This is a genomic window from Natrinema marinum (genome assembly GCF_024296685.1).
Classification (GTDB): Archaea; Halobacteriota; Halobacteria; order Halobacteriales; family Natrialbaceae; genus Natrinema; species Natrinema marinum.
Map to the genome: position 1 here is coordinate 2249497 of NZ_CP100763.1, position 20099 is coordinate 2269595.

17 protein-coding genes are annotated in these 20099 nt (G+C 66.8%); 6 read left to right on the plus strand and 11 right to left on the minus strand.

The features are described 5' to 3' along the window. Nucleotides 1-106 precede the first annotated feature (106 nt). From NKH51_RS11210 to NKH51_RS11230, 5 genes are all read right to left on the minus strand, one after another. A complete protein-coding gene (locus tag NKH51_RS11210) occupies nt 107-1738 on the minus strand; it encodes a BCCT family transporter (protein ID WP_254761767.1) in 1632 nt (543 codons plus the stop codon). A 383-nt stretch (nt 1739-2121) separates the two neighbouring features. Then, nucleotides 2122-2769: a DUF8102 family protein gene (locus NKH51_RS11215; protein ID WP_254761768.1), complete on the minus strand. Its 648-nt coding sequence runs from the start codon at nt 2767-2769 to the stop codon at nt 2122-2124. A gap of 87 nt (nt 2770-2856) precedes the next feature. Continuing rightward, nucleotides 2857-4137, minus strand: coding sequence for an amidohydrolase (locus tag NKH51_RS11220; protein WP_254761769.1), 1281 nt, complete (start codon nt 4135-4137; stop codon nt 2857-2859). 178 nt (nt 4138-4315) lie between these two features. After that, nucleotides 4316-4705 carry a Rid family detoxifying hydrolase gene (locus NKH51_RS11225; protein ID WP_254761770.1) on the minus strand — a complete coding sequence of 130 codons (390 nt, stop codon included), beginning with the start codon at nt 4703-4705 and terminating at the stop codon, nt 4316-4318. Between the two features lie 12 nt (nt 4706-4717). Continuing rightward, on the minus strand, nt 4718-6100 hold the full coding sequence (locus tag NKH51_RS11230) for an aspartate aminotransferase family protein (protein ID WP_254761771.1): 1383 nt from the start codon (nt 6098-6100) through the stop codon (nt 4718-4720). A gap of 172 nt (nt 6101-6272) precedes the next feature. Here NKH51_RS11230 and NKH51_RS11235 point away from each other — a divergent pair, with 172 nt between their 5' ends. The 5 genes from NKH51_RS11235 to NKH51_RS11255 all read left to right on the plus strand — a co-directional run bounded on the left by NKH51_RS11235 (nt 6273) and on the right by NKH51_RS11255 (nt 10905). Further along, nucleotides 6273-7109 (plus strand): proline dehydrogenase family protein, encoded by an 837-nt coding sequence (locus tag NKH51_RS11235; RefSeq protein WP_254761772.1) that lies wholly within the window; start codon nt 6273-6275, stop codon nt 7107-7109. Between the two features lie 46 nt (nt 7110-7155). Beyond that, on the plus strand, nt 7156-7887 hold the full coding sequence (locus NKH51_RS11240; protein WP_254761773.1) for an SOS response-associated peptidase: 732 nt from the start codon (nt 7156-7158) through the stop codon (nt 7885-7887). Nucleotides 7888-7946: 59 nt separating this feature from the next. After that, entirely contained in the window at nt 7947-8465 is a 519-nt protein-coding gene (locus tag NKH51_RS11245) for a gluconate 2-dehydrogenase subunit 3 family protein (protein WP_254761774.1), read from the plus strand. Next, on the plus strand, nt 8462-10099 hold the full coding sequence (locus NKH51_RS11250; protein ID WP_254761775.1) for a GMC family oxidoreductase: 1638 nt from the start codon (nt 8462-8464) through the stop codon (nt 10097-10099). Before NKH51_RS11245 ends, NKH51_RS11250 begins: the two co-directional genes overlap by 4 nt. 62 nt (nt 10100-10161) lie before the next feature. Beyond that, the gene (locus NKH51_RS11255) at nt 10162-10905 is read left to right on the plus strand and encodes a dolichyl-phosphate hexose transferase (RefSeq protein WP_254761776.1); all 744 of its coding nucleotides are present in this window, start codon (nt 10162-10164) and stop codon (nt 10903-10905) included. 442 nt (nt 10906-11347) lie between these two features. Here NKH51_RS11255 and NKH51_RS11260 read toward each other — a convergent pair whose 3' ends face one another. The 6 genes from NKH51_RS11260 to NKH51_RS11285 all read right to left on the minus strand — a co-directional run bounded on the left by NKH51_RS11260 (nt 11348) and on the right by NKH51_RS11285 (nt 19634). Continuing rightward, nucleotides 11348-13366, minus strand: coding sequence for a DUF7846 domain-containing protein (locus NKH51_RS11260; RefSeq protein ID WP_254761777.1), 2019 nt, complete (start codon nt 13364-13366; stop codon nt 11348-11350). A 42-nt stretch (nt 13367-13408) separates the two neighbouring features. Next, nucleotides 13409-15022: an ABC transporter permease gene (locus tag NKH51_RS11265; RefSeq protein WP_254761778.1), complete on the minus strand. Its 1614-nt coding sequence runs from the start codon at nt 15020-15022 to the stop codon at nt 13409-13411. Next, nucleotides 15019-16182 carry an extracellular solute-binding protein gene (locus tag NKH51_RS11270; RefSeq protein ID WP_254761779.1) on the minus strand — a complete coding sequence of 388 codons (1164 nt, stop codon included), beginning with the start codon at nt 16180-16182 and terminating at the stop codon, nt 15019-15021. The genes NKH51_RS11265 and NKH51_RS11270 overlap by 4 nt, the downstream gene beginning before the upstream one ends. Before the next feature lie 39 nt (nt 16183-16221). Next, nucleotides 16222-17403 (minus strand): alpha-1 4-glucan-protein synthase, encoded by a 1182-nt coding sequence (locus NKH51_RS11275; RefSeq protein WP_254761780.1) that lies wholly within the window; start codon nt 17401-17403, stop codon nt 16222-16224. Between the two features lie 7 nt (nt 17404-17410). After that, complete coding sequence (locus NKH51_RS11280) at nt 17411-18595, minus strand: lysylphosphatidylglycerol synthase transmembrane domain-containing protein (protein ID WP_425606669.1); 1185 nt, start codon at nt 18593-18595, stop codon at nt 17411-17413. A 109-nt stretch (nt 18596-18704) separates the two neighbouring features. Continuing rightward, a complete protein-coding gene (locus tag NKH51_RS11285) occupies nt 18705-19634 on the minus strand; it encodes an NAD-dependent epimerase/dehydratase family protein (protein WP_254761781.1) in 930 nt (309 codons plus the stop codon). Nucleotides 19635-19785: 151 nt separating this feature from the next. On the opposite strand from NKH51_RS11285, the gene NKH51_RS11290 reads away from it, so the two are divergent. After that, complete coding sequence (locus NKH51_RS11290; RefSeq protein WP_254761782.1) at nt 19786-20091, plus strand: hypothetical protein; 306 nt, start codon at nt 19786-19788, stop codon at nt 20089-20091. Nucleotides 20092-20099: the final 8 nt, after the last annotated feature.

A 20099-nucleotide genomic window follows, 5' to 3' on the forward strand; every position in this document is an offset into this window, starting at 1 on the left:
TAGCTTGGCGTAGACCCAGCGTGACGGGACGACGCGACGACGCGAAAAACGAACAGCATGACGGCCGAAGCGCGTCGGCCAGCGAGGGGGGCGGATGGAAGGCGATTCAGTCGTCGTCCGATTCGACGGGGCCACCGGGCGGCGATTCGGGTTCGGCCTTCCTGCTCGAGCCGATGAGGACGGTTTCGTCCTGCAGTAGCAGACGGCCTTCGGTCGAACTGAAGTGTTTGATCAGTCCGAGCATCGCGAAGAAGCAGACGAAGGCGAACGGCGCGCCGGTGATGATCGCCGCCGACTGCAATGCGCTGACGCCGCCGATGATCATCAGGACCGCGGCAGTCATCCCGAGGACGACGCCCCAGAAGATCCGGTTGATGTTCGACGGATGTGCCTTCCCGCCGGTCGTCATCATCGAAACGGCGAGCGTCGACGAGTCCGCCGACGTGATGAAGAACGTCGTGACGAGGAGCATGAACGAGACCATGAACACCGTCCCGAGCGGGAACGCGTCGAACATGATGAAGCCGGTCGTTTCGGGCCCGAGTTCGCCCGCCATCACCTGACTGAAGTCGGCGATCCCGTTGTGCTGCATCCAGACGGCCGTTCCGCCGAGCGAAACGAACCACGGAATCGTCGCTGCCGAGGTCGCGACGATACCGGTGAATGCGACCTCACGAACGGTTCGGCCGCGGGAGATCCGTGCGATGAACAGTCCCGCGAACGGCGACCACGAGAGCGCCCAGGCCCAGTAGAAGACGGTCCAAGCGTTCGCCCACTCGGTTCCTCCTTCGACACCGGCACCGGTGAAGAGGCTCATCGAGACGAAGTCAGTGATCATCCCGCCGATGGCCTGCGTTCCGAGCAGGACCAGAAAGATCGACGGACCAACAACGAAGGTCGCGACCAGCAGGGTGACGAAGAGGATCATGTTGAAGTTCGAGAGCCGCCGGATCCCCTTGTCGACCCCCAGCACCATCGAGAGAGTGAACAGGAGCGTCATCGTCGTCACCACGACGATGATCCCGGCGTTCCCCAAGTCGACTCCCCACTGGTAGTTGAGACCGCTGATGAACTGGCTCCCGATGAAGCCAAGCGACGTCGCGACGCCACCGATGGTCGCAAAGACGGCGAGGATGTCGATGACTTTCGCGACCGGCCCGTCCAGGTTCTCCTTTCCGAGGATCGGCGTGAGTGCCGAGGACACCCGGAGGGGAACGTTGTCGTAGTTGTACGTGAAGTAGCCGATCGCGATCCCCATGATCGTGAACACGGCCAGCTGCGGTAGCGCCCAGTGGAAGAGCGTCTGCTGGATGGCGATGCTCATCGCCGCGCCCGATTGGCTACCGACATCGAACAGCGGCGATGGGTTGTCGTAGTAGAACAGTGCCTCCGTCGGCCCCCAGAACACGACACCTGCCGCGAAGCCTGCAGAGTACAGCATCGCGAAGAACGAGAGGAAGCTGTACTCGGGTGGATCGTCACCGAAACGGAGCTTGCCCCATGGACTGAAGATCAAGAACAAGAGGAAGAGAACGATCAGGAACACGATCGCCAGCAGTGCCCAGTTCAGGTACTCGAGCATCACAGTGTTGAGCGTCGAGATCGTCCCTCGGACGAGGCTCCGGTTGACGAAGAACATCCCGATCACCCCGACGGTCAACAACGCACCGAACGCGAAGACGATCGGATCGATCTCCTCGAGGAACTCGTCGACCATCCCTTGGTCGGCGCTGCTCATCGTCTCACCTCCCGAATCGAGCCACAGGTCGTTGCTTGCCCGAGTCTCCACCTACCATTCGCCATGCTGCGTGATGGCATACCGCTACCATTGACACCGTATACAATAAGTGTTTCTCACTCTCCGAGATTGTCAACAGTTTGTATTGGGTGTAAAACCTCTAAGAACGCCCCATTAAGCCGATATTCATAATTCTAAGTCCAATTATATGGGCTATTTGAGCCCATTCTTGGTATTTATTGGGTGAGTGGCTGCTTTTAGCCAGTTTTCGAGTGAGTCAGTAATTGAGTATCGATAGTCTCCGTTCTACGGTGATGACGTAGCTGGCCCGCTACCGAGTCCCGAGCGCCGGCGACCGAAAACGGAATCCGAAGGCGACCGTCTCAGTTCGTCAGTTCCTCGAGCGTGCGCTCCCGATCGTCGGCGCTTTCGGCCACCTGCTCGGAGAACTCGTCGACGCGATCCTTGATCTCCTCGCGGGAGTCTGCCGGCGAAAAGCCGTCCGACATCGTTAGCAGGCGAACGAACGCGCGGAGTTCCTCGTCGGTGAGCTGGGCGAACTCCTCGTTCTCGAGCTTTTCGATGACCTCGTCGACGTCGATCTGGCCGACCGGTTCGACGCTGAACTCGACGTTGACCATCCGGTAGTTCGAGCCGGCTAGCTGCTGTTCGGCCTTGCCGACGCCCTCGGAGAGCATGTCCTTGAACGGGGTGTGATACCCCATCGTCCCGAGGTGGAGGAAGGCGAGCATGTCGGTGATCCCCTGCGTGTAGGCGTCGCGGTCCTCCGCATCGGGATCGAAGACCGTCTCCCGGTCGCGTTCCTCCATATACTCGAAAAGAATGCTGAAATCGAGGATCGCGTTACGGACTCGGCGTCGGATGCGGTTTCGCTTCTGTTTTTTCGAGTGGTCGGTGTAGTCGGTTTTCCGGCCGAGCAGAAAGTCGCGGTCGGAGGGCGTGAGAATCCCACGCGGGCGATCCGAATCCGCAGCCGTCTGGAGCGACTCCGGTACGTCGTCCTGACTCATACAGAGTACACAGGTAGCGTCCGAATTAACGTTTCTGATCCGCCGAACGTGATTCCGTGCGAACAATTTCGCGGACGGAGACTGAGGTCACGGCCGCCGTCGCGAGAGTTCCACCGCGGTCTCGGACAGCAACGCCACACCGATCTCGAGGCTCTCCTCGTCGACGTCGAACGTGGGCGTGTGGTGGCTCGTCGGGTGGTCGGTCCCGATCAGAACGTAGGAGGCGAGGCCACCATTGTCCTGAACCCGCTGCATGAGGTAGGTGACGTCCTCGCTCACGCCGAACTCCTCGCTCGGAATGACTCGGTCGACGCCTTCGAGTTCCCACGCGACGTTCCCGACGAGGTCCCGTAAGGCGGGGTGGCTGTCGACGCGGGGCGATTCGCTGATCACCCGCGGCGTCACGTCGCAGTCGTGTAGCTCCGCGGCGGCGTAGAGCACCCGCTCGAGTTCGGTGCGCATGTACTCCATCAGGGCCGTCGTCTCGCCGCGGACCTCGGCCTCCATGGTGACCTCCTCGGCGATGACGTTGCTCGCGGTACCGCCCTCGATGTGGCCGACGTTCACCCGCGTCAGGCCGTCGCTGTGGCGCGGAATGCCGTAGGCGTTCTGGATGGCGGTCGCCGCCGCTTGCATGGCGTTTGCCCCCTCGTTGGGCGCCTTCCCCGCGTGGGCGCTCGCCCCCTCGAAGGTCGCGGTCAGGTGGGCCATCGCCAGGGGTTTCTCGATTCCGGCGACGATCTCGCCGGTCGGGTGATCGAGGCCGATATGAAGCGCGAGCAGGTAGTCGACATCGTCGAGGTAGCCGCTCTCGGCCATCGCCTTCCCCCCGCCGGAGATCTCCTCTGCGGGCTGGAAGAAGACCTTTAACGTCCCGGAAAAGTCGCTTCGCTTGACCGTCTCGAGCGTGCCGAGGGCCATCGCGAGGTGGGCGTCGTGGCCGCAGGCGTGCATGTAGCCGTCGTGTTCGGAGCGAAAGCCCTCGGCGGCCGGCCGGTGGTCGCCCTCGGTCGACTCCCGCATCGAGATCGCGTCGAGGTCGACGCGCAGACCGAGACACGGCCCCTCGCCCTGCTCGAGGACCGCGATCACGCCGGTGTGTCCGTCGGCGGTACGCTCTAAGATGTCCGGCCTGACGCCCGCCTCGCGCGCTCGTTCGCGCCATGGCTCGAGTTCCGACTCTGGAGGGACCGCCATGCGCTCGTCGGTCGCCAGCGCCTCGCGGCCGACGACGATCTCGTCGACGCCGATCCGCTCGAGCTCCTCGACGACGCGGGCCGTCGTCCGAAACTCGCGCCAGCCGGGTTCGGGGTGGCGGTGAAACGCCCGCCGTAGCTCGCTCAGTCTGGTGCGTGCCTCGTGAGACATTCTCTCCCGCAAAGTAGGGCGAGCAGCTACTTAACGGTAGTCAATAATCGTACACAGTCTCTACGCCGGTAGTGTAACAGGCTGTCGGATCGAACCCGAGGTCCGTTCGATCGACGACCGGTCACCCGACCGCGCTATCGTCGCGATGGACGCCCGAAAGACCGGCTTCGACCGGCGCTCAGCCGAGGTACGCGATCGCGTCCATCTCCACGCGGACATCCTCCGGCAGCCGCGCGACCTCGACGCAGACTCTCGCGGGCGGCTCGTCGTCGAACCGCGCGTCGTAGGCCGCGTTGACCCGCTCGTAGTCCTCGAGGTCGGTCAGGTAGACGGTGACCTTGACCACGTCCGCGAGGCCGTCGCCGCCGGCTTCCTCGACGACGGCGGCGATGTTGTCGAGCACGCGGTCGGTCTGTGCTTCGATGTCGCCCTCGACGGGCTCGCCGGTGTCGGGATCGACCGGACCGTAGCCGGAGACGTAGCACGTGTCGCCGGCGCGGACGCCCTGGGAGTAGGGGTTGTCGTTGCTCGGCGTGCCGTCGGTCTCGATGGGGGTAGTGTCGGACATCGTTCGTACGTCTCAGGCCGTCTGAGCCGCTTCGGCGGTCACGGCCTCGATCGCCTCGACGACGATGTCGAGGGCCGTTTCGGCCAGCTCGTGGGTGAGCACGAGCGGCGGGAGGAACCGGAGCACGTTGCCGTGGCGGCCGGCCGTCCAGACGAGGACGCCGCGCTCGAAACAGTACTGCTGGATCGCGTCGACGAGGTCGCCGTCGGGGGTCCCGTCTTCGTCGACGAACTCCGCGCCGATGAACAGGCCCTTCCCGCGGATATCGGCGAGCCGGTCGGTCTCGTCTGCGGCCTCGTGAAGGCGACCCCGGATGTACTCGCCGAGGTCGCGGGCGTGGGCCAGCAGGTCGTGGTCCTGGATATACTCGATGGCGCGGGTGCCGGCGCGCATGCCGACGACGTGGCCGCGGTAGGTGCCGGCGTGGTCGCCCGACCCCCACGTGTCCAGGTCCTCGTGGTACATCGTCGCCGAGAGCGGGAAGCCGACGCCGCCCAGCGCCTTCGCGGAGGTCATGGCGTCGGGCGTGACGCCCGCCCAGTCACTGGCCCACCACTGGCCCGAGCGGCCGAGTCCGCTCTGGATCTCGTCGAAGACGAGCGTCACGTCGTTGTCGTCGGCGATGTCGCGCAGCCCCTGCAAGAACCCCTCCGGCGGCGTGACGATGCCACCCTCGCCTTGGATCGGCTCGACGATGATGCCGGCCGGATTGGCGAGGCCGCCGTAGGGGTCCTCGACGATGGCCTGGACCTCCTCGAGCGCGTGATCGACCGCCTCCTCGGGCGACTTGTCCTGTCGGAACGGGTGGGGATAGGGCGCGTGGACGACATCGGGAAGCAGGGGCGTGTAGTGGCCCTTGAACTTCTTGTTCGACGTGACGCTCATCGCGCCGGTCGTCGCGCCGTGGTAGGCCCCGCGGAACGCGATCAGCCCGTCGCCGCCGGTGTTGTACTTGGCGAGTTTGATCGACGCCTCGATGGCGTCGCTGCCGGTCGGGCCGCCGAAGACGACCTTGTTCTGTCCCTGCAAGCCGTCGGGGGCGATCTCGTCGAGTTTCTCGATCAGTTCGAGCCGGGCTTCCGTCGGGAAGTCGACCGTGTGAACGAACTTGTCGGCCTGCTCGTGGACCGCCTCGAGCACGTACGGGTTCGAGTGACCGACGTTGAGCACGCCGATCCCCGCGAAAAGGTCGATGTAGGTGTTACCGTCGGCATCGCGGACCGTCGCGCCCTTCCCCTCCTCGAATGCGATCGGGATGTCTTCGGGGTAGGCGACCGCGCTACTGTCGATCTCGCGCTGTTTCTCGAGCAGCGCCCGGGTGTTCGGACCGGGAACGTCGTCGACGGTCGGTGCATCCTCGAAGTGGAGTTCGTCTATCGGCGGTCCTGCCGTCATACGTATGGGCAGGTGGAACGATCATAAATAACTTGTCCACAATATCCATGAAAGCTGTATACAGTTATTGAACACAGAGGGCGTATCGGACCTCGAGCCAGCGTGCCTCGCGTGGAGACAGGCGTCGAAAATCGGAGGAACACCCTTACCGCTGGCGTGCTTTCTGCGTCCTATGATCCCGCCGATCGCGAGCCGGTTCGTCGCGGGGGAGTCGCCGGCGACGGCGCTCGAGCACGTCCGCCGGCTGAACGACCGCGACGTGAAGGCGATCCTCAACCTGCTGGGCGAACACTACGACGACCGCGACGATGCGACCGCCGACGCAGCCGAATACCGGCAACTGGTCGACGATATCGCGGGCTCGGGCCTCGAGGCCTGCATTTCGGTCAAACCGTCCCAGTTGGGGTTAGACATCGGCGAGGATGTCTTCCGAGAGGAACTGGCCGCGATCGTCGACGCCGCGGCCGACCACGGGGTCTTCGTCTGGATCGACATGGAAGATCACACGACGACCGACGCGACGCTGGACGCCTTCGAAAACGTCGCCCGCGAACACGGAGGCGGCGTCGGCGTCTGCGTACAGGCGAACCTCAGGCGCACGCGGGCGGACGTGCGCCGGCTCGCCGACGTGCCGGGCAAGGTCCGATTCGTCAAGGGCGCCTACGATCCGCCGGCCGACGTGGCCTACGCGGACGGCACACGGGTCGACCAGGAGTATCGGACGCTGCTCGAGTACGCCTTCGAGCACTACGACGGCGGCATCGCGGTCGGGAGCCACGATCCGGCGATGATCGAGCACGCGAAAGCGCTCCACGACCGATACGGCACCGACTTCGAGTTCCAGTTGCTCATGGGCGTGCGCGAGAACGTCCAGGAGGAACTGGCCGCGGAGTACGAGGTCTGGCAGTACGTCCCCTACGGCGACCAGTGGAAGTCGTACTTCTACCGGCGGGTTACCGAGCGGACGGACAACCTCCGCTTTGCGCTACGGGCCGTCCTGACCGGGTAGCAAGACGGACGACGGACACTTGATCCCGCGGCCCGTTTGCTCGACCATGTGCGGTCGCTACACGCTCACCGTCGCGCAGGACGACCTCGAGGCGCGGTTCGACGCCCGGTTTCGGGACGCGTCCGACCCCGACTCGGGCTCGGATCCGTCGTTCGCTCCTCGCTACAACATGGCCCCCGGCCAGGAGCTGCCGGTTATCACCGACGCCGAGCCGGAGACGATCCAGCACCTCGAGTGGGGGCTGGTGCCGTCGTGGGCCGACGACGACAGCGGCGGGCTGATCAACGCGCGAGCGGAGTCCGTCGCCGAGAAGCCGAGCTTTCGGGAGGCCTACCAGCGGCGTCGCTGTCTGGTTCCGGCGGACGGCTTCTACGAGTGGGTCGAGACCGACGACGGGAAACAGCCCTACCGAGTCAGTTTCGAGGACGAGCGCGTGTTCGCGCTGGCCGGTCTCTGGGAGCGCTGGGAACCGAAAACGACCCAGACCGGGCTGGACGCGTTCGGCGGCGGGGTCGACGAGGAAACCGAGAGCGGCCCGCTCGAGACCTTTACTATCGTGACGACGGAACCGAACGACCTCGTCGCGGATCTTCACCACCGAATGGCGGTGATCCTCGAGCCGGACGACGAGCGCCGGTGGCTGACGGCCGACGATCCGCGCGCGTTACTCGAGCCGCATCCGGCCGAGGAGATGCGGACGTACCCGGTGTCGACGGCTATGAACGATCCGTCGGTCGACGAGCCGTCGCTGCTCGAGCCGTTCGAGCCGGCGGGGTAGCGAAACGCAGTCGACTCGTTCCAACGAATATATGTTTTAGGTCTGCCTAATCTCGCCGCATGGAGCTGACCAGACGGGACGCGGTCGCCGCGCTGACGGCCCTCGGCGTCGGTGGGACGCTCTCGGGCTGTGTCGCCCCGCCGGGCACCGAGCCGGTCGACACCGAACGACTCCGCGAGGGGCTGGCCGCGGCCGCCGAAGTCGTCTACCCGAGCGAGGTCACCGGGACGGCGACGTTCGTCGAGGCGTTCCTCGAGGGCCGGCTCGAGGATCGATCGCACGCCGAGGGGATGGAAGCGGCGGTCGCGGAACTGGACGAGAACGCGTCAGTGTGGTACGACGACCGGTTCGCGGCGCTGTCGAGAGACGACCGCGAGCAGGTCCTTCGGAACCTACACGCCGACAGCGCCAACGAACACCCCGAGGGGACGACATCCGAGCGAGTGCGCTACTACGTGGTGAACGAACTGCTGCTCGCGCTGTACGCCTCGCCGGCCGGCGGGGAACTCGTCGGGCTCGAGAACCCGCAGGGCCATCCCGGCGGACTCGGAAGCTACCAGCGGGGGCCCGAGGCGTGAGCGGGGGGCGACCGCCGGCCGAGTCGGCCGAGCCCGTACGCGACGGGGCCACGGATCGCACGCCGGTCGCGGACGCCGACGTCTGCGTGATCGGCGCGGGTCCGGCTGGCGGCATCGTCGCGGACCGGCTCGCCGAGACCGGCCGCGAGGTCGTGATCCTCGAGGCCGGGCCGCGCTTTGACGACGCCGACAGGCTCGCCAGACAGGAGCGGGCGATTCGCCCGTACTACGACCGCCCCGCGGTCTGGGACGGCGACCCTGAGCGCGACGCCTACTCGTCGACAGGCGAGCGATTCTACCCGCTGAATCACGCGCGCGCTCGAGGCGTCGGCGGCTCGACGCTCCACTGGCAGGGGATGGTGATGCGGCTCCACGAGGCCGATTTCGACTCCCGGAGCGTCCGCGGCGTCGGCGCGGACTGGCCGATCGACTACGACGATCTCCGGCCGTACTACGCCGCCGCGGAGCGCGAACTCGGCGTCGCCGGTTCGCAGGACAACCCCTTCGCGCCGCCCCGCGAGGAGCCACACCCGATGCCGGCGTTTCCGCCCTCCTATAGCGACTCGCTGTTCGCCGAGGCCTGTGAGGAACTCGAGATCGCGATGCACTCCGTCCCCAACGCGCGTAACTCCGAGCCCCACGACGGTCGGAGCGCCTGCGTCGGTTACGGCACCTGTCAGCCGGTCTGTCCCTCCGGCGCGAAGTACGACGCGACGGTCCACGTCGAGCGCGCCGAACGGCGGGGGACGACGGTGATCGACCGCGCACCCGTCCAGCGCCTCGAGCACACCGCCGACGAGATTACGGCGGCGGTCTACGCCACCCCCGACGGCGAGGAGCACCGACAGGCGGCCGACGCCTTCGTGATCGCCTGCGGCGGCGTCGAGACGCCCCGCCTGCTGCTGCTCTCCGAGTCGAGCCGCTACCCCGACGGGCTGGCCAACTCGAGCGGCCTCGTTGGCAAATTCTTCATGGACCACTGCTTTGCGGGCACGGGCGGCGTACTCGACGAGCCGACGCGACAGAACCACGTCGGCTTCCTCACGAGCGAGTCCCACCAGTTCTACGACGAGGCCGACGCGGAGTACGCGCCGTTCAAGCTCGAATTCTTCAACTACGACGGCCCGTCGCCCATCGAGATGGCCCTGACCGGCGACGACTGGGGCGACGCCCTGCTCGAGCGCCTGCGCGAAGGCTACGGTAACCACATCGGGATGGGCGGGCTGGTCGAACAACTCCCGAGAGAGGACAGCTACGTTGCGCTCGATCCCGACCGGATCGACGACCGCGGGAATCCAGTCCCGGACGTCCACTGGACGGTCGGCGATCGGGCACTGCGCACCATCGAGCGCGTCAACGAGATTCAAGAGCGGATCCTCGCGGAACTCGGCGCGGAGCTCACCTGGCAGGTCGGCCCCGACAACACCGGCCCGGCTTACCACCACATGGGGACGACTCGGATGGGCGACGATCCCGCCGAAAGCGTCGTCGGGCCCGACCTGCGGACCCACGACCTCGAGAACTGCTGGATCGCCTCGAGCAGCGTCTTCCCGACCGGCGGCGCGATGAACCCGACGCTGACGATCGCGGCGCTCGCGCTGAAGGCGGCCGATCACCTGCTCGAAGCGCTGTAACGGCCAGCCACTAGTTTAGGCAAACCTAAAAGAATAAGTGCGATGGGCGGCGAGTACCGCCAATGACCAGCGGGGAACGAACGGCGGCGACGGACGGTGGGGACGAGTACACGTTCGACGACGTCAGCGTCGTCATGGGGACGTACAACGAAGAGGAAGCGATCGCGAAAGTCATCTCGGACGTCGAGGACGTGACCGACGGGAACGCCGAGGTCGTCTGCGTCGACGGCTCGTCGGATCGCACGCCCGAGATCGCCCGCGAACACGGCGCGACGGTGATCGAGCAGGACCCGCAGGGGTACGGCGTCGCCGTCCGCGCGGCGATTCTCGAGCCCGACCGGCCGATCGTCGTCACCACCGACTGCGACGATACCTACCCGATGGAGCAGCTCCCGGAGTTCCTCGAGTTGATCAACGCGGGCTACGACGTGGTCAGTGGCGACCGACTCTACCACGGGGCCGACGCGATGCCGGCGTTCAACCGCTTCGGCAACCACGCCTTCGCCGCGCTCGCGAGCGTCCTCATGGGGACCCGGGTCCACGATACGACGACCGGGATGCGCGCCTACCGGCGCGACGTAGTCGAATCGATCGAGTGGTCCGAGAACACGGGCCTCTCGGCCGAACTGCTGATCCGGCCGCTGCTGCGCGGCTACGACGTGCGCGAACACCCGATCGCCTACCGCGAGCGCGCCGGCGAGACGAAACTCGATCCGATTCAGGGCGGAGCGGAGATCGCGAAATCGATCGTCAAGGTCTGTCTCGAGGAGCGACTCAGAGAACTGCCACACGAACCGACGCAGTGAGAGCGGCGTCGATGGCCGCCGGCCGCGGTCAGCGCGTCAGTATCGGACGCTCCGCGCGAGCACGAAGATTAACACCGCGACTCGCAGCGAGCCGAGTAGCGTCTCGACGACGCGCCACGGACTCGTCCCGTAGCGCATGACCCACCGCGAACCCGCGAGCGCGATCGGCCGCCAGTAGTCGCCGTCTCGCCAGACCTGTCGTCGCCGGAAATGTTGCTCATGCAGGTAGAAGTCGGAGACCTGGTTCGGACGTTCTCCCGGCAGAGACGCTGCAGTTCGCGGGAGACCCACTATGTGGCTTCTGCGCGTTCCGTCACGCCGTCGATCGAGGGGACCTCCGTCTCGTACACCGGCCGCTCGCCGAAGGTGGTCTCGACGTTGAGTCGTATGTCGGTCAGTCTCGCCCGGTAGCGCCGTGCCCCCTCGCGACTGGCAGAGGAAGTCAAGATCGATCGGTCCCGTCGACGGCCTCGAGGTGCGTCCGGACCGAGACGCCGCTGGGTGCACGACCGGGGACGTACGCCGCCGCGCCGCCGCAGTCGCGGATCCCGCTGCAGCGCTCGACGCGGGGCGTCAGCGCACGGACGGTCTCGCCATCGGTCGTAGTGGGGAACTCGAGCCGGTAGCTGAAACTGCCTCCGGGCCCGCGGTCGACGAACACGGTCACGACCACGTCGTCCCGGTCATCGACGGGAAGCGAGTCGGTGTCGTTCCACGCCGCCCCGTGGAGGCGCACGGCCCCGTCGGCGACGGTCAGCCGAACGGCCGTCTCGCCCGAGGCGTTTTCCGCGACGTAGGTCGCGCTGGCCTCGTCGGTCGTAACCGTCGCGGTGGCGCCGTCGGCCGCCGCCGGAACGCCGACGGTGGCGTTCAGTTCGACCGCGGAGCCGGCGACGTGCGTGACTCGCTGGAGTCGTGCGGCCCGCGGCGACTCAGCGTGGGGTGCCCACGCGCCCCGGTAGGCGAACCGGTAGAACGAGCGGTCGGGATACGCGTCGACGACGGCAAAGGGGCGCTCGTCCATGGCGTACACCGTCGGTCCGTCGAAGTCCGGGTCGTTCCGAAACGCCTGAAACGGATGTGCGAGCCAATCGCCGTACGGCGTCGGGAGGAAGACGACGGCCGGCTCGGCGGGTGGATCCTCGAGGGGCCCGTAGACCCGCTCGTAGGTCTCGGTCGCCGCCGCGTTTCGGTCGAGTCGCTCGTCGAAATTCGTCGCCGTCACGCCGCCGACCGCGAGCGCGCTCACGAGCAACGCGGCGACGAGCGTCGCCCGTGCGGCCTCCCGCGAGAGGTTCCGGTCGGCCGCCCGTTTGCCGGCAGCCGCCAGCGCGAGCGCGCCGACGGCGGCGAAGGCCGCGAACGGCACCAGGAGATCGAAGTGGTAGTACGGCCCGTGGGTGGCGATCAGCCCGTCGCCGGCCCGCTCGAGATCGCCGAGGAGGTTGTAGTTCCCCCAGAAGTAGACGTTGCCGACGGCGATGGTGGCGATCTGGCCGGCCACAATCGCCTGACGGGGCGAGAGTCCGCGCTGGACGGCGACGCCGAACCCGACTGCGGCCACGGCCGCGCCGAGGACGCCGCCCGCGATCCACCCCGTCACGAACGTTTCCAGCACCAGCGCGTTCGATCGCAGCGCCAGTTCGACGGTGTAGTCGACATCGTGGGCGAGGAGTTCCCGGTGTCCGAAGCCGAGTCCGTCCAGCGGGGCGAACGCCTCGTAGGGGAACACCAGCGCCGAGCCGGTCACGACGGCGTTGTACGCCATCGCGAGCGAGACGCCGACGAGCCCGAGCGCCGCCGTCGCGGTCTGTCTGGGAAGCGCTCGCCGCCGCTCGCGATAGAGGGTCCAGCACGCGTGGACGATAAACGGCGCGGCGAACAGCACCGCGGTGTAGGGCCGCGAGAAGAAGGCCAGTCCGATCGCCGCGCCGGCCGCCCCCGCGACGCGCAGCTCTCCCGTTCGGTCGGCCCGAAGGTAGCCGTAGGCGAAGGCCAGATTCAGCATCGTCGTCGGCGCGTAGGGCAGGAAGACGGCCGACTCGATGAGAAACAGGGGCGAACAGAGCACGATCACGGCGGCCGCGAGGCCGGTCCGACGGTCGAAGGCCTCGCGGACGACCAGCGCGACGAGCGCGAGTATCGCGGCGGCGATTCCCGGCAGCGCAAGCCGATAGCCGCCCGCCACTTCGCCGAGCGCGAAGATCGCCGCCGGAACGGGCGCGTACTTCGGATAGAGGCGGTCGCCGTCCTCGACGAAGAACCACGGCCGGAAGACATCCTCGACGGGCGGCCGGACGAACAGTTGCCCGTCCAGCAGCATCGCCGCCTGCTGGAGGTAGACGCCCTCGTCGTGGTTAAGCGAATTGTAGTGAAAGAGGTGCGTCGCGAGCAGCCAGACGGCGACCGCACCGGCGAGGGCCACGACGGCGACCGCCGCCCGCCACGTTCGGCGTCTCATCGGTCGGCCAGTGGGGTGGAACCGCTGCCTGTCACGTTCGGATCACCGTCCCTCCTGGACGAGTATCACGGCCATCGACAGCCCGGAGATCCCGATCAGGACGAGCGCCGGGACCGCCGCCTGTCCGTACATGCCAGCTTCCTCGACGCTCCAAATGTAGGTCACCAGCGTGTCGAACCCGAGCGGGCGCAACATCAGGGTCGCCGGCAGTTCCTTCATCGTCGTGAGGAAGACGAGCGCGGCCCCGGCCGCCACGCCCGGCAGAATCAGCGGTAGCGTCACCTTTCGGAAGGTGGCCAACCGCGACCGGCCCAGCGTGCGAGACGCCTCGACGAGTTCCCGATCCACCTGCAGCGTCGAGGTTCGGATCGAGCCGATCGCCTGGGGCATGAATCGGACGACGTAGGCGAACACCAGCAACGGGATGGTCTTGTAGACCGACGGCAACACGTCGAGGGTGAAGCTGAGCAACGCGATCGCGAGGACGATTCCCGGCGTCGCATAGCCGACGTAAGGTGCGCGATCGGCCAGCGCCGCCAGCCGCGAACTCGAGGTCGCCGACGCGATCGCGATCGGCAGCGCCACGAGGATCGACGCGGCGGCGGCCAGTAAGGCGACGTACGCCGAGTTGAAGCCGTACTCCCACTCGAACGTGAGCTGGCCGCCCTCGTAGCCGGGGCCGCCCGCCGTCAGCCACATCGCGAAGATACCGATCGGGAGTGCGATCGCCAGCAGGGCGACGGCGGTCGGCAATACCAGCGCCGCATACCGCCAGCGGCCGAGTTCGAGGTCGGCGCTGTCGCGGTGACCGCCGCTCTCGTAGGCCCCCGACTCGTCGACGCCGATGCGGGACTCGAGGGCGAGGATAACCGCCGTCACGGTCAGCAACTGCAACGACAGCAACGCGGCGTAATCGCGGGCGAACGCGTTGTATCGGGCGTAAATGAACTGCGTGAACACCTCGACGCGCATGATATTCGGTGTGCCGAAGTCCGCAAGCGCGTACAGCGCCACGAGCAACGCTCCGGCGGTGATCCCCGGCAGGATCTGCGGGAGCGTGATCCGGCGAAACGCCTCCCACCGACCCGCGTTGAGCGTCCGCGCCGCCTCCACGAGCGAGCCGTCGAGCGAGAGCAGCGATGCGCGCGTCGTCAGAAACACGTACGGATACGTATACAGCGTCAGCACGAACGCGGCCCCGGCGAACCCGTAGACCGACGGGATGGACTCGACGCCCAGCGGCGCGAGAAGGTCGGCGAGTTCGCCGCGCGGGCCGAACGCGGAGACGAACGCGAAGGCACCGAGGTAGCTGGGAACCGCAAGCGGCAACGCGGCGAGGACGGTCCAGAAGCGTGGAAACGGAATCCCGCCCTGAACCGTCAACAGCGCCAGCGGGACGCCGAGCAGGATGCTCGCGCCGGTGACCACCGCGACCAGGGCGACGCTCCGGACCAGCACCTCGAGCGTCTGTGGGGCGACGGCGAGTTCGAGCGCACGCACGCCGAGCCCGGCTGCGTCGACGGCCAGCCAGACGAGCGGGAGGACGAGTACGGCCGCGATGGCCGCGGCGAGCAGGGTGAGCCCGACGTCGGCGGCGGAGTCGTCTCCGTCCGCCCCTCGCGCGAGCGTGCGAGCGACCTGCTCTCGAATGCTCATCCCGAGACGCCGGCCTCGTCCATCAGCTCGAGGGTCGGCTCGAGGTTCGAGAGCTTCGAGAGATCGATGTCCGGCGGGCTCAGTTCGTCGACCGTTGGCAGGCCACCAACCGGGGCGACGCCCTCGATCATCGGGTAGGCGAAACTCTGCGTCGCGAAGAACTCCTGGGCCTCCGCGGAGAGGAGGTGGCGGACGAAGTCGTCGACGAGGTCGCCCCGCTGGGTGCCTTTGACCTTCAGCGCACCGGCGACGTTAATCAGCGCACCGGCATCGCCGCTCGTAAAGGCCAGATCGATCGGCGCGTCCGGCCGCCCGTTTTTGACCCGCATCGCGTAGTAGTGGTTGGCGAAGCCGGCCGTCAGGGCACCGTCGGCGACGGCCTGCGAGACGGCGAACTCGTTCCCGTACCGCTCGGTACCGGCTTCGCGCATGGAGACCAACCAGTTTCGGGTCGCCTCCTCGCCCTCGAGCAGCCGCATGGCCGTGACGAACGATTTGAACGCGCCGTAGGTCGGTGCCCACCCCATCGTTCCCTGCAGCGCCCCGGTGTCGGGGAACTCCTGAACGGTGCTCGGGATGTCCGACGCGCTCAGTTCGTCGGTGTTGTACGGGACGGCACGCGCACGGCCGGCGACGCCGGCCCACGCATTGTCGTCACCGACGTACTGACTGTTGGCGACGGGCTCGACCGCCGCGTCCGACAGCGGTTCGTACGCGTCGTTGTCCGCGACGAATCCCAGCGAACTGGCGTCGATCGACCAGAACACGTCCGCCTGAGCCGCGCCGGCGTCGACCTCTTCGACGATGGTCTGGGCCAGCGCCGCCGAGCTGTTGTCGCTCGCGTGGACCTCGAAATCGGGATAGATCCGCTCGAGCATCTCGACGAACTGGTAGTAGATCCCACCCTCACCGCCGCCGATATACAGCGCGAGATCGCCCGAGAGGTTCGGGAGGTCCTCGATGGAGGTCCCCCCCGGTGCTGTCCGTCCTTCGACCAGCGAGCCGGAGCCGCGGAACTCGGCGAGCGACGGGATTTCTGCATTCTGTTCGTTGTCGTTGAAAAATCCGAGGCAGCCAGCGACCGACGCGAGACCGAACGTGGAGCCCACCTGCAGTGCTCGTCGCCGAGACAATCCCCGAAAGTCCCTGTTTTCGTCCATACGCGGTTTAGGCCCACCTAAAACCTTATAGCTAACGATTCAGTCGTCGGCGGTGATCCGACCCCGTTCGGCCTCGAGGCCGGCCTGAGGGCGGAGTTCCGCCAGACACTCGAGCCAGTCGCGCATGTGCTCGCCGACGTGGTTGAAGAACGCGCCGTTGTTGTAGTCCGACCAGTCGCCCTCGGCGAGTTCGTCGGCCATCGCCGCGAAGACCGCGGCGTAAGAGTCGGCGTCCGAACCCGAATCGTCGATCACGCGCCAGAGGTGCTCGTTGAGTTCGAGGCCGGGCACCTCGTTGTTGAGGTCGTCGAAGGTGCTGCGCGGGGCCTTGTTGTGCTCACACAGCGGCGCGCCGTTGTAGATCCGTTTACCGAGCACGTCACAGGCTCGTTTGAGGAAGACGCCCGACCAGATGTCGTCGAACCGGCCGACGTCCCACTCGTTGTCGTCCATCGGGAGCTGGTAGAACGCGGGGATCACCTCGCGTCGGAAGGCGAGGTTCATCGAGCAGACGGTGAGGTAGTTGCTCCGCGCCGCGACGAAGTCCTCGCCGAAATCGTCCTCGGTCGTGCGGGTCTGGGCCTGCCCCTCCAAGTCGCCGTCCATCAGGATGCGGACGGCGTCTAAGTCGGGGACGTTCGTCCACAGCCCCTGCGAGGCGACGACGCTCCCCTCGTCGACCTCGGTCGTCCCGGTTCCGACGGTCTCTCCCATCGCCGAGTAGGGGTAGCCCCGCGGGTAGAGGCCGTGTTCGTCGGCGTTCTGGTAGAGCACGTTGACCCACTGCTCGTCGGACGAAACGGACTCGATCTCGCCCTCGAACGCGAGATTCTCCATGTGCGTGCCGAAGAAGTCCTCGTCGGGATGTGGCAGTGTATCGTCGTCGATGAAGAAGCCGTAGTCGAACTCGTCGTGGGCCCACATGTAGAGCAGCCCGAAGCTCGTCTCGGCATGGCTCGCCGCCGGGACGACGTGACCGTACTCCGCCACGTCGTGGGCGGCGTACCACTCCTCGCGGCGGCTACCGTCGAAGACCTCGCCCGAGACGCCTTCGTCCTCGAGCATCGCTTCCATCTCGTCGGTCTCACAGAAGTCCTCGGTGACGAGCACGACGTGGAGTCGCTCGAGGTCGAAACCGTGCTCGCGTGCGTTCCCGAAGTACGAGCGCATACACTCGTATTCCCTGATCGTCGGCACGATTACACAGATGTCCTGACTCATTGCCTCGCTATCTTTTAGGCTCACCTAAAACACTACCGGTTTCCCGCGTCGTCTCGGGCGTCGACCCGGTGGCATCCGAAAGCGAGACCCCGAGCGCGGCGACGGCGCCGGCACCGCCGACCAGCGTGACGCCGTTTTTCAGCGCGTGATCGACGATAGCGGCCGCCAATGCGGTGCTCGCGCCGATAGGAGTGAGTCCGACGATCAGCGCGGTGAAGGCGGCCTCGTAGAGCCCGACGCCGCCCTGCGAGAGCGGCAGGACCTTCGCGAGGTTGCCGACGCTGACCGCCAGCGTCCCGACCGTCACCAGGGTGGCGAACGCGAGCCCACTTCCCAGCGCCGCGAGAACGAGGACCGCGGTGAGTACGTCGAGCGACCACACCAGCAGACTGCCGACCCCGATCCGTCCGAGCGCCCGCGGTCGGCGCGCGACCGTCTGTACGTCGCCCGCGAAACGGAGGCCGGCCTCGAGCGCTCCCTCGAGCCGCGGTCGGCCCGCGACTCGCGACCGAAGCCGCGCGCCGAGTCCGTGATTCGCCCGCGCCGAGGTGACGACCGCGAGGCCGACACCCGCAGTCGTCGCGCTCACGGCCGCTGCGGCCAGCGCAGCGGTTCGCGCACCGTCGCTCGAAAAGGCGGCCTCGAGCGGGCCTGCCGCGCCTCCCAGCGCGAGCCACGCGGTCGCGAGCCCCGCCAAGACGGCGATGGTCGCCAGGTCGAACACGCGCTCGACGGCCAGCGACGCGAAGCCCGCAGCATAGGGAACGTTCCGGCGAGTTCGCATCACGTGGGCGCGCGCCGCGTCGCCGGCCCGCGCCGGAATCGCGAGGTTCGCCGTCTGACTGACAAAAACAGCCGCCGTGGCCACGAGGGTGTCGCTGCGGTGGTCCATCGCGGCCAGCACGTCGCGGTACCGGCGGCCCCGAAGCGGCCACGAGACCGCGTAGACGGCGACCGCGGCCCCAAGTAATCGAGGATCGGCGCTCGAGACTTGGGCGACCACGGTCCCGATATCGAGTTCCCGGAGGGCGACGGCCAGTCCGAGCAGTACGAGGAGCGTCCCGGCGACCGTCAATCGGCGGCGAGTCAGAACGGTGGCGAGCCCGCGGCTCGTCGATTCGCTCTCGGTCTCCCCACCGTCGGGCTCGATGCTGCCGTCCCGTGAGCCCGACTGCACACCCCCGTCGTTCACGTCCAGGTCCTTGGCGCCCAGATATTTAAGCCCACCTAAAACGCCGGCGGGCGGGCTCGACGGTCGTTCTCGAGCGGATTTCCCCAGCCGACGCGTCGGTCCGCGCCGTTCAGCGGAGTTCGTCGACGAGTTCGCGCGTCGCGCGACGAACCGCTTCGTCGCTCGAGAGGCGCGGCTCCCAGCCCAGCGCCGAGAGCTTCTCGATCGAGAGGCGCATCTTCGGCACGTCGCCGGTCCAGCCCCGTTCGCCGCCGGTGTACTCCCGGGCGGGGTCGACGCCGAGTTCCTCGGCGACGATGGCCGCGATCCGGTCGACCGACGTCGTCGTGCGCGTCCCGAGATTGTACGTGTTCATGGCATCGTCGGCGTGCTCGACGACGTGGAACATGGCGTCGAGACAGTCCTCGACGTGGAGGTAGGACTTCTCCTGACGGCCGTCACCGAGAATCGTCAGCGTTTCGGGATCGTCCAGCAACTTCTCGATGAAGTCGGGAATCACCGCGCCGCGCAGGCGCGGCCCCACGACGTTCGCGAAGCGGAAGTTCCAGACGGTCAGGTCGTGGCTGTGGGCCCGCGCGGAGAGCAGCCCCTCGTCGGCCAGTTTGCTCGCCCCGTAGGCGCTGATCGGCTCGAGGGGCGCGTAATCCTCGGGCGTCGGCCGCGGGGCCTCGCCGTAGACCGTCGAGGTGGAGGTGTAGGCGATCTCGGTGACGTCCGCGTCGGCCATCGCCTCGAGGATGGTGCGGGTCATCCGCGTGTTGTCGTCGAACTGGCCGTGGGGGCGGTCCGTGTCGACGTGTTTCGAGGCCGCGAGGTGGAAGACGAGATCAACGCCGTCGAGGCGGCCGTCGAGGGCGTCTGGGTCGGTGAGGTCGGCCTCGAGGAAGTCGGCGTCGTCGGGAACGCGGTCGCGGTCGCCGTTCGAAAGGTCGTCGACGGCGAGGACGTCCGCGCCGTCGGCGAGCAGGCGCTCGGTGAGGTGCGATCCGATGAAGCCGGCTCCGCCGGTGACGAGCACACGTCGGCTCGAGAGAGTCATAGCAGACGGTTCACCGACGAGGCGTTAATCTTCTTGGATTTCGTCCCCGCCGGGATCGAACCGTCTGAGCCGACGTGGCTCGGGACAGATTCGAGGACCCCCGATTATTTATCAGATGGATGCGTCGAAATAGAATCGTCCAAATGGTCAGATGATAGACTTTCAACCGATAGGAATGGAGAGAGGTGAACTGGCGACGGTCGTCACGGTCGGTTTCGTCGGCGGAATGCGAGTGGAAGAAATCGCAATTACGGTTCTGGCGGCGGCCGCGGTTTTTGGGATTCCGACAGGGGCGATGTATCGACGAACGAAGGCAGACGAGGTCTCCAGTCCACAGACATGGACCGGCGTAATGCTCGCCCTTTCGGTCTTCCTCCCGATTTTAGGGCCGGTTCTCCTCTGGATCGTCTACGCAGTTTCGGTCGGAGAAGGACGTACGGGTAACGGATCGCCCTGAACCTCGAG